This window comes from Pseudomonas sp., assembly GCF_051660785.1.
Classification (GTDB): Bacteria; Pseudomonadota; Gammaproteobacteria; order Pseudomonadales; family Pseudomonadaceae; genus Aquipseudomonas.
The window spans coordinates 1-9,974 of record NZ_JBOFQE010000042.1; the positions used below are offsets into that span (position 1 = coordinate 1).

8 protein-coding genes are annotated in these 9,974 nt (G+C 61.2%); 3 read left to right on the plus strand and 5 right to left on the minus strand.

The window, feature by feature from the left end:
- Nucleotides 1–69: 69 nt before the first annotated feature.
- The 5 genes from hslU to ACRC4F_RS09810 all read right to left on the minus strand — a co-directional run bounded on the left by hslU (nucleotide 70) and on the right by ACRC4F_RS09810 (nucleotide 7,153).
- Nucleotides 70–1,407 (minus strand): ATP-dependent protease ATPase subunit HslU, encoded by a 1,338-nt coding sequence (gene hslU, locus ACRC4F_RS09790; protein ID WP_438659122.1) that lies wholly within the window; start codon nucleotides 1,405–1,407, stop codon nucleotides 70–72.
- A 55-nt stretch (nucleotides 1,408–1,462) separates the two neighbouring features.
- On the minus strand, nucleotides 1,463–1,993 hold the full coding sequence (gene hslV, locus ACRC4F_RS09795) for an ATP-dependent protease subunit HslV (protein ID WP_007899242.1): 531 nt from the start codon (nucleotides 1,991–1,993) through the stop codon (nucleotides 1,463–1,465).
- Between the two features lie 223 nt (nucleotides 1,994–2,216).
- Nucleotides 2,217–2,921, minus strand: a complete 705-nt coding sequence (locus ACRC4F_RS09800; RefSeq protein WP_438659123.1) for an SPOR domain-containing protein — start codon at nucleotides 2,919–2,921, stop codon at nucleotides 2,217–2,219.
- Nucleotide 2,922: 1 nt separating this feature from the next.
- Nucleotides 2,923–4,659, minus strand: coding sequence for an arginine--tRNA ligase (gene argS, locus ACRC4F_RS09805; protein ID WP_438659124.1), 1,737 nt, complete (start codon nucleotides 4,657–4,659; stop codon nucleotides 2,923–2,925).
- 274 nt (nucleotides 4,660–4,933) lie between these two features.
- Nucleotides 4,934–7,153 (minus strand): primosomal protein N', encoded by a 2,220-nt coding sequence (locus tag ACRC4F_RS09810; RefSeq protein WP_438659125.1) that lies wholly within the window; start codon nucleotides 7,151–7,153, stop codon nucleotides 4,934–4,936.
- A 169-nt stretch (nucleotides 7,154–7,322) separates the two neighbouring features.
- Between ACRC4F_RS09810 and rpmE the strand changes: the two genes are divergently transcribed.
- The 3 genes from rpmE to ACRC4F_RS09825 all read left to right on the plus strand — a co-directional run bounded on the left by rpmE (nucleotide 7,323) and on the right by ACRC4F_RS09825 (nucleotide 9,816).
- Nucleotides 7,323–7,550 carry a 50S ribosomal protein L31 gene (rpmE, locus tag ACRC4F_RS09815; protein WP_131061460.1) on the plus strand — a complete coding sequence of 76 codons (228 nt, stop codon included), beginning with the start codon at nucleotides 7,323–7,325 and terminating at the stop codon, nucleotides 7,548–7,550.
- 14 nt (nucleotides 7,551–7,564) lie between these two features.
- On the plus strand, nucleotides 7,565–8,365 hold the full coding sequence (locus ACRC4F_RS09820) for a thermonuclease family protein (protein ID WP_438659126.1): 801 nt from the start codon (nucleotides 7,565–7,567) through the stop codon (nucleotides 8,363–8,365).
- A 182-nt stretch (nucleotides 8,366–8,547) separates the two neighbouring features.
- Nucleotides 8,548–9,816 (plus strand): malic enzyme-like NAD(P)-binding protein, encoded by a 1,269-nt coding sequence (locus ACRC4F_RS09825; RefSeq protein WP_438659127.1) that lies wholly within the window; start codon nucleotides 8,548–8,550, stop codon nucleotides 9,814–9,816.
- Nucleotides 9,817–9,974 lie beyond the last annotated feature (158 nt).

The window sequence follows — 9,974 nt, forward strand, 5'->3', positions numbered from 1 at the left end:
GGCTTGCTGGCGATGGCGATTTAAAGTACGCCATCGCCAGCAAGCCGGCTCCTACAGGAGGTGGCATACCTACAGGATATAACGGGACAGGTCTTCGTTCTGCGCCAATTCACCCAGGTGGCTGTTGACGTATTCGGCGTCGATCATGATCACCTTGTCGTCGTGGGCGCTGGCCAGGTCGCCGGCGCTGAACGATACCTCTTCGAGCAGACGCTCAAGCAAGGTGTGCAGGCGACGGGCACCGATGTTCTCGGTCTTCTCGTTGACCTGCCAGGCGATCTCGGCGATACGCTTGATGCCGTCCGGCTGGAACTCGATGACCAGGCCTTCGGTTTTCAGCAAGGCGCAATACTGCTCGGTGAGCGACGCGTGTGGTTCGCTGAGGATGCGTTCGAAGTCTTCTGGCGTCAGCGCCTTCAGCTCGACACGAATCGGCAGACGACCTTGCAGCTCCGGCACCAAGTCGCTCGGCTTGCTCAGGTGGAACGCACCGGAGGCGATGAACAGGATGTGGTCGGTCTTGACCATGCCCAGCTTGGTGTTGACGGTGCAGCCTTCGATCAGCGGCAGCAAGTCACGCTGCACGCCTTCACGGGACACATCGACGCCGCCGGAATTGCCGCGCTTGGCGACTTTGTCGATTTCATCGATGAACACAATGCCGTGCTGCTCGACCGCTTCCAGTGCCTTGGCCTTCAACTCTTCATCGTTGACCAGGCGGCTGGCTTCTTCATCGCGCACCAGCTTCAGCGCTTCCTTGACCTTGATCTTGCGGTTTTTCTTTTTGCCCTTGCCCATGTTGGCGAACAGGCTCTGCAACTGGTTGGTCATCTCCTCCATGCCCGGTGGCGCGGAGATGTCGACGCCGGCCATTTCGGCGACTTCGATCTCGATCTCCTTGTCATCCAGCTGACCTTCGCGCAGGCGCTTGCGGAACAGCTGACGGGTGTTGGAGTCGGACGCCGGAGCGTCATCGTTGCTGAAGCCCATGCGTGCCGGTGGCAGCAGGGCGTCGAGGATGCGCTCTTCGGCGGCGTCTTCGGCGCGGTGGCGAACCTTGGTCATTTCCTGTTCGCGCAGCAGTTTGATAGCGGCGTCGGCCAGGTCACGAATGATCGATTCGACGTCGCGACCGACGTAGCCGACTTCGGTGAACTTGGTCGCCTCGACTTTGATGAACGGCGCATTGGCGAGCTTGGCCAGGCGACGGGCGATTTCGGTTTTACCGACACCGGTCGGGCCGATCATCAGAATGTTCTTGGGAGTGACTTCAACGCGCAGCTCTTCGGGCAGCTGCATCCGGCGCCAGCGGTTACGCAGCGCGATGGCGACGGCGCGCTTGGCATCGTCCTGGCCGATGATGTGGCGATTGAGTTCGTGGACGATTTCACGGGGAGTCATGGACATAGTAATTGGCGGTCCTCAAGCAAAAGTGAGCCGTGGCACTAAGGCCGGAACAGGCTTACTCGGCGAGGTCCTGCTCCTCAATGGTGAAGGTGTGGTTGGTGAATACGCAGATGTCGCCGGCGATACCGAGTGCGGTTTCGACGATTTCCCGGGCCGACAGATCGGTTTTCTTCAGCAGCGCGCTGGCGGCGGCCTGGGCGTAACCGCCACCGGAACCCATGGCGATCAAGCCTTCTTCAGGTTCGACCACGTCGCCGTTGCCGGTGATGATCAGGGAGGCGTCTTTGTTCGCGACGGCGAGCATGGCTTCGAGGCGGCTGAGGGAGCGGTCAGTGCGCCATTCTTTGGCGAGTTCGACAGCGGCACGAACCAGATGACCCTGATGTTTCTCGAGCTGGCCTTCGAAACGCTCGAAGAGGGTGAAGGCGTCAGCGGTGGCTCCGGCAAAACCGGCGATCACCTGACCGTGGTACAGGCGACGAACTTTCTTCGCGTTGCCTTTCATCACGGTATTGCCGAGAGAAACCTGGCCGTCGCCGCCCATGACGACTTTGCCGTGGCGGCGAACTGAAACGATGGTGGTCAAGGGAGAGTCTCCACGCAGCGGGGCGAAAATGCCTTATGCCAACTCATATGGGGGTGGTGATGCGTTTTTCAACTGCGGGATAGGAGAGGGGACGAGCGGTGTTTGGCAGGGAAGGGGGGTGTTGTTTGATCTGACGCCTTCGCCAGCAAGCCGGCTCCTACAGGATTTACGCGATCCCTTGTAGGAGCCGGCTTGCTGGCGATCAACCGCGAAGCGGTTGGTATTAACGGTTCTGGCGTTGTTGTAACAACAGGTTGCTGAAGCCAGCCCCGGACAGTTGTTTCTGCGCCGTGGTCAGCTGTTCGCGATTGCTGAACGGACCGACCAACACCCGATACCAGGTTTCGTCTTTGACCGTGCCGGATTCAACCGCCACCGCCTGGCCCAGCAAAATGATCTGCGCCCGAACCTTGTCCGCGTCAGCCTCCTTGCGGAACGAACCGGCCTGCAGGAAGAACTTGGTCACCGGCGCTGCTTTGGACACCGGTGGCGCAGGTGGCGGAGTGATCCCGGCCAGCGCGGCCTGAGCGCGCGCAGTATCGATCTTCGCCGCCTGCTCAGGCGTGACCGGCGTGGTCGGAATCGCCGGCACTTGTGGCGTCGGCAGGGTTTTCTCCGGCACGGCATCCGGCGGCACGATCACTTCCGATTCCGGCAGCAACGTGTAGAAGTCGTACTTCGGCTTCACCGGTTGCGTCGGGCTCGGCGGAGTCTTGTTGGCCTCCACGATCTTGGCTTTCTGCTGCTCGATCTTCTCGCGCTTGACGCTCTCGCTTCCCTTGCCCGGTTCCAGTTTCATCAGAAACACAATGAACGCGCCGACTGTCAGGCCGATCGCCATCCACAGCCAACCCGGGATCGGTTGTTTTGCAGGAGCTTGGTAACGGCTGGCGCCACGCTTGGGTGCAGGTTTTTTCTTGGCAGCCAACTTACATACGCTCCAGAGTTTCCAGACCCAAGAGTTCCAGGCCTTGCTTGAGAGTGCGGCCGGTCAGCGCGGCGAGGCGCAGACGGCTCTGCATTTGCGCCGGGGTGTCGGCGCTGAGGATCGGGCAGTTCTCGTAGAAACTGGAGAACAGGCCGGCGACATCGTACAGGTAGGTGCACAAGATGTGCGGTGTGCCTTTTTCGCACACGTTGTTCAACACTTCGCCGAACTGCGCGAGCTTGGCTGCCAATTCATGTTCGTGCGGCGCTTCGAGAACGATCTGGCCTTCGACTTCGCTGAAGTCCTTGCCGAGTTTGCGGAACACACCGGCCACGCGGGTGTAGGCGTACAGCAAGTACGGTGCGGTGTTGCCTTCGAAGTTCAGCATCTGGTCGAAGTTGAAGCTGTAGTCGCTGGTGCGGTGCTTGGACAGGTCGGCGTATTTCACCGCGCCAATGCCCACGACTTTGGCGATGTTGCGCAATTCGTCTTCGGCAAGCGTGGGGTTCTTGTCCTTCACCAGGGTGTAGGCGCGTTCCTGGGCTTCGGTCAGCAGGTCGATCAGCTTCACGGTGCCGCCATCACGGGTCTTGAACGGACGGCCATCGGCGCCGTTCATGGTGCCGAAGCCCATGTGTTCCATTTCCATCGGGTGCGTCACGAAGCCGGCCTTGCGGGCGACCGCGAACACTTGCTGGAAGTGCAGCGCCTGACGCTGGTCGACGAAGTACAGTGCACGATCGGCCTTGAGCTTGCCGCTGCGATAACGCACGGCCGCCAGGTCGGTGGTGGCGTAGAGGTAGCCGCCGTCGGCCTTGACGATGATCACCGGCAGCGGGTCGCCGTCGGCGTTCTTGAACTCGTCGAGGAACACGCACTGTGCGCCATTACTCTCGACCAGCATGCCGGCGGCCTTGAGGTCGTTGACCACGTTGATGAGGTCGTCGTTGTAGGCGCTTTCGCCCATCACGTCGGCCATGGTCAGTTTGACGTTCAGCAGTTCGTAGATTTTCTGGCAGTGCGACAGCGAGATGTCTTTGAACTTGGTCCACAGCGCCAGGCAGTCCGGGTCGCCGGCTTGCAGCTTGACCACCAGGCCACGGGCGCGATCGGCGAACTCTTCGGATTCGTCGAAGCGTTTCTTGGCGGCGCGGTAGAAGTTTTCCAGGTCCGACAGCTCATCGCTGGTGATCGGGTTTTCTTGCAGATAAGCCATCAGCATGCCGAACTGGGTGCCCCAGTCGCCGACGTGGTTCTGACGGACGACGTCGTCGCCGAGGAACTCCAGAACGCGTGCCACGCCGTCACCGATGATGGTCGAACGCAAGTGGCCGACGTGCATCTCTTTGGCCAGGTTCGGTGCCGACAGGTCGACCACCGTGCGCTGCACCGGACCGGCCTTGCGCACGCCGACGTGCTCATCGGCCAGGGCGGCGTCCAGGCGCGTGGCGAGGGCATCCGTGTTCTGGAAGAAATTCAGGAAGCCCGGGCCGGCGATCTCGGTCTTGGAGACGTTTTCATCAGCCGGCAGCGCGGCGATGATTTTTTCCGCCAGGTCGCGCGGCTTCATGCCCGCAGGCTTGGCCAGCATCATCGCGATGTTGCTGGCGAAGTCACCGTTCTTCTTGTCTCGGGAGTTCTCCACCTGGATCGCCGGCGACAGGCCTTCAGGCAACACACCTTCGTTGACGAGTTGGGTGATGGCTTGTTGGATCAGCTGGCGAATGGTGTCTTTCATGGTGTTCTCTTTCGACCGCAAGCGCGGCGGCGCCTGGATGCGCTAGTGGAAAAACTGGGCATTATCCGTTGCGAAGACGGGCTTGCCAACTATAGCGGGCAGGTTATGGATATGTGGTGACAAATAGACGGGCAATTAGCCTGTGGCGAGGGAGCTTGCTCCCGCTCGGCTGCGTAGCAGTCGTAAAACCTGCTGACGCGGTTTGTCTGGCATACCGGGTTTGGGGGCGCTTCGCACCCCAGCGGGAGCAAGCTCCCTCACCACAGGTAAAGCGTCAATACAGATCGACGGGATCGACATCCAGCGACCAACGCACCGCTCGCCCGCTCGGCATCTGCTCCAGCACCAGCAACCAATTGGCGAGCAGCCGATGCAACGGCGCCCGGGCCGTGGCCTGCAACAACAACTGCGCACGATAACGCCCCGCGCGACGCTCCATCGGCGCGGGCACCGGCCCCAGCAATTCGATTCCGGTCAGAGTCTGCTCAGCCAACAAACGCTCGGCTTCGCGGCACGCCTCATCGAGAAACCCTTCGGCCTGCCCCGGTTTGTGCGCTTCGGCCCGCAACAGCGCCAAATGCGCAAACGGCGGTAATCCTGCAGAGCGACGTTCGCTCAACGCCTGTTCGGCAAAGGCGAAATAACCTTGTTCGGTCAGTTGCACCAGCAGCGGATGGTCCGCCAGGTGCGTCTGGATAATCACTTTGCCCGGCTCTTCAGCCCGTCCAGCGCGGCCGGCAACCTGAACGATCAGCTGCGCCATGCGCTCGCTGGCGCGGAAATCGCCGGAGAACAGGCCGCCATCGGCATCGAGGATCGACACCAGCGTCACCCGTGGAAAGTGGTGCCCTTTGGCGAGCATTTGCGTGCCGACCAGAATGCAGGGATGGCCTTTCTGGATGGTGGCGAACAGCTGGTTCATCGCGTCTTTGCGCGAGGTGCTGTCGCGGTCGACCCGCAGCACCGGGACGTCCGGGAATAGAATCGCCAGGCGTTCTTCTGCGCGCTCGGTGCCGGCACCCACCGGCCGTAAATCGACCTTGCCGCATTTCGGGCAGTGCCGTGGCACGCGCTCGACGTAGCCGCAATGGTGGCAGCGCAGTTCACCGGAGCGTTGGTGCACGGTCATTCGCGCATCGCAGCGCTGACACTCGGACATCCAGCCGCAATCGTGACACAGCAGCGTCGGCGCAAAACCGCGTCGATTGAGAAAAACCAGCACTTGCTGACCGGCCGCCAGCGTCTGGCCGATGGCTTGTTGCATCGGCCCGGAAATGCCGCTGTCCAGCGGTCGACTTTTCACATCCAGACGCAGGAATCGCGGTTGCTTGGCGCCGCCCGCACGCTCGTTAAGGCGTAGGAGACCGTACCGGCCGGTGTAGGCGTTGTGCAGGCTTTCCAGCGAAGGCGTGGCGGAGCCGAGCACGATCGGGATGTTTTCCTGCCGCGCGCGTACCAACGCCAGGTCGCGGGCGTGGTAACGCAGGCCTTCCTGCTGTTTATAGGAACCGTCGTGCTCTTCGTCGATGATGATCAGGCCGGGATTTTTCATCGGCGTGAACAGCGCCGAGCGGGTGCCGATGATGATGTCGGCGTCACCGTCCCGGGCGGCGAGCCAGGCTTCGAGGCGCTCGCGGTCATTGACTGCGGAGTGGATCAGGGCGATGCGCGCATTAAAGCGCTGCTCGAAGCGCGCCAGGGTTTGCGGGCCGAGGTTGATCTCCGGGATCAGCACCAGCGCTTGCTTGCCGGCTTCGAGGGTTTCGCGGATCAGCTGTAAATAGACTTCGGTCTTGCCGCTGCCGGTCACGCCGGCCAGCAGGAACGCGTGATAACTGTCGAACCCGGCGCGAATCGCTTCATAGGCCGCGCGCTGCTCGGGGTTGAGCGGCAGCTCCGGTTGCGCCAGCCAGTGTTCGTGGCGGGCACCGGGAGCGTGCTTGCGGATCTCCACCTGCACCAGATCCTTGGCCAGCAACAAGTCGAGGCTGTCTTTGCTCAACATCAGTTTGCTCAGCAACTGATGGGCGACCCCGTGGGGATGCTGGGCCAAGGTGGCCAGGGCTTCGCGCTGGCGCGGCGCACGGGCGATACGCGGATCATCCAGGCTGGCGCCGGGCGCGGCGGACCAGAAACGTTCCTGGCGCGCCTCGGCCAGCTCGCCCTGGCGCAACAATACTGGCAACGCCCAGCTCAAAGTGTCGCCGAGGCTGTGCTGGTAATACTGCGAAGTCCACAGGCACAGCTTGAACAACGCTGGCGGCAACGGCGGCGTGGCGTCGAGCAGGGCCAGCGCCGGTTTGAGCTTTTCTACCGGCACTTCGCTGGTGTCGGTGACCTCCACCAGGATCCCGATCATCTCCCGTCGGCCGAACGGCACCCGCAGGCGCATGCCCGGCTGCAACTGGGCGCGCAGGACGCCGGCCGGGGCACGGTAATCGAACAGGCGGCGCAGCGGCGAGGGCAGGGCGAGGCGGAGAATGGCGTTGGGCACGCGATGATTTTCTCGATGATGGAGCGGTGAAGAAGGCCGGGAGCCTAGCAGACGGTCGGTAGAAGCGACAGCTTGCGCGATTGTCAATGTCTGATAGAATCCGCGGCCTAATTACGTGCGGTATTCAACAATAGTGTTGGGTGGCGGCACGCAGCCCGAGGAAGACACCATGAAAGCTGAAATCCATCCAGATTATCCAGTCATTGCTGTTACTTGCAGCTGTGGCAACAAGTTCGAAACCCGTTCGACCTTCGGCAAAGCTCTGCCGATCGACGTTTGCAACGAGTGCCACCCGTTCTACACCGGTAAGCAGAAGACTCTGGACACTGGCGGCCGCGTTCAGCGCTTCGCAGACCGTTTCGGTGCTTTCGGCAAGAAGCCTGCTGCTGCAGAGTAAGGTTCGAAAGCCTCATGGGCTTTACCTTGCTAATGAAAAAGGCGTCCCTCGTGGGCGCCTTTTTTGTGTCCGCGATTTGGTTGTCCGGCGCCCAGGCCTTTTGCCCGGTGCCGAGCGGTCTGGCGCCCGTCGTGGTGCAGCGCGTGGTGGATGGCGACACCTTGCGCCTGAGCGATGGCCGCAGCGTGCGCATGATCGGCTTGAATACGCCTGAGCTGGGCAAGCAGGGCCGTTCCGACGAGCCATTTGCCGTGGCTGCACGCAAACGCCTGGAAGCGCTGGTCGCGGCCAGCGACGGGCGCGTGGGTTTGTCGCCCGGTAAAGAAAGCAAAGACCATTACGGCCGCACGCTGGCCCATGTCTACGGTGCCGATGGCGCTAACCTCGAAGCGCAGATGCTCGCCGAGGGTCTCGGTTTTCAGGTTGCGGTCGCGCCGAATGTCGATTTGGTCGGTTGCCAGCAAGCCGCCGAACGCAACGCCCGTCAGGCCGGCCTTGGCGTGTGGCGGCAATCACCTGTACTGAAAGCGGAGCAGATCAGCGCTTCCGGTTTTGCCGTGCTCAGCGGTCGTGTGAGCAAGGTCCAGCGCAATCGCGGCGGGGTTTGGATTGAGTTGCAGGACTCGGTTGTATTGCGTGTTGCACCCAATTTGCTCAGTCAATTCGATGTGGCATCACTTGAGCGGCTGAAGGGCAAGCAAATTGAGGCGCGTGGCTGGGTGCTGGATCGTTGGCGCCGCGGTGGCCTGAAACCCGGGCAGGCGCGCTGGCTTCTGCCGCTGACTGATCCGGCGATGCTGCAAGTGGTGCGTTAAGAAAAAATTGTAGACATTTTTTATGTCGATTGTGAACAGTCTATCCCTTGTGTTCCGTGGCTCTTGGCCCAAAGTCGTAGGGCAGGGCGCTTGACAGGGGTGACTGGTCAGTCTTGTGGGGACTTTGCGACACGCGTATCCTCGGCGGTCCGTCTGTCCAACAGTAAAAGCGGAATGCCCACATGTCTGATTTGAAAACTGCCGCTCTCGAATATCACGCCCATCCTCGTCCAGGGAAGCTGAGTGTCGAGCTCACCAAGGCCACCGCTACCGCCCGCGACCTGTCGCTGGCCTACAGCCCCGGCGTAGCCGAACCAGTACGCGAAATCGCCCGCGATCCTGAACTGGCCTACAAATACACCGGCAAAGGCAACCTGGTTGCAGTCATTTCCGATGGCACCGCGATTCTTGGCCTGGGTAACCTCGGCCCATTGGCTTCCAAGCCAGTCATGGAAGGTAAAGGCGTTTTGTTCAAGCGCTTCGCCGGCATCGACGTTTTCGACATCGAAGTCGACTCCGAAAGCCCGCAAGCCTTCATCGACACCGTCAAGCGTATCTCCATCACCTTTGGTGGCATCAACCTGGAAGACATCAAGGCACCTGAGTGCTTTGAGATCGAACGCGCTCTGATCGAGCAGTGCGACATTCCAGTGTTCCACGATGACCAGCACGGCACCGCAATCGTTACCGCGGCCGGCATGATCAACGCCCTGGAAATCGCTGGCAAAACCCTGGCTGATGCCAAGATCGTTTGCCTCGGCGCCGGTGCTGCCGCCATCTCCTGCATGAAGTTGCTGGTGAGCATGGGCGCAAGCATTGAAAACATCTTCATGGTTGATCGTACCGGCGTGATCCACTCCGGCCGTGACGACCTGAACCAGTACAAAGCGGTATTCGCTCACGCGACCGAAAAACGCACCCTGGCTGACGCCCTGCAAGGCGCTGACGTGTTCGTGGGTCTGTCCGGCCCGAACCTGCTGAGCGCTGAAGGCCTGCTGTCGATGGCGCCTAACCCGATCGTGTTCGCGTGCTCGAACCCGGATCCGGAAATCTCCCCGGAACTGGCGCACGCCACCCGTGACGACGTGATCATGGCGACCGGCCGTTCGGACTACCCGAACCAGGTCAACAACGTACTGGGCTTCCCGTTCATCTTCCGCGGTGCCCTGGACGTTCGCGCCAAGCGCATCAACGAAGAAATGAAAGTGGCTGCTGCCAACGCCCTGCGTGAACTGGCCAAGCTGCCTGTTCCTCAGGAAGTGTGCGACGCCTACGGTGGCATCAAACTGGAATTCGGTCGTGAGTACATCATTCCGAAACCAATGGACAAGCGTCTGATCACCCTGATCTCCGATGCTGTGGCCAAGGCTGCAATCGAGACTGGTGTGGCGACCCTGCCGTATCCGAAGAACTACCCGCTGAAAAGCGTGGATGACGTGTTCAACGGCTAAGTCGTTGTAGCGCTTCAACCGAAAGCCCCGATTCGTATGAGTCGGGGCTTTTTTTTGTCTGTGGTTTTTGTGGTGTCTGTGACGGCCTCATCGTCGGAACGCCGCCCGGAGCCGGCTCGCTCCCACAGGGGTACGCATTCCAATGTGGGAGCGAGCCG

What these genes read in the sequence shown, in the direction of transcription:
- hslU (WP_438659122.1), bottom strand. Translation starts at nt 1,407, where the DNA reads ATGTCCATGACTCCCCGTGAAATCGTCCACGAACTCAATCGCCACATC.
- argS (WP_438659124.1), bottom strand. Translation starts at nt 4,659, where the DNA reads ATGAAAGACACCATTCGCCAGCTGATCCAACAAGCCATCACCCAACTC.
- rpmE (WP_131061460.1), top strand. Translation starts at nt 7,323, where the DNA reads ATGAAAGCTGAAATCCATCCAGATTATCCAGTCATTGCTGTTACTTGC.
- ACRC4F_RS09820 (WP_438659126.1), top strand. Translation starts at nt 7,565, where the DNA reads ATGGGCTTTACCTTGCTAATGAAAAAGGCGTCCCTCGTGGGCGCCTTT.
- ACRC4F_RS09825 (WP_438659127.1), top strand. Translation starts at nt 8,548, where the DNA reads ATGTCTGATTTGAAAACTGCCGCTCTCGAATATCACGCCCATCCTCGT.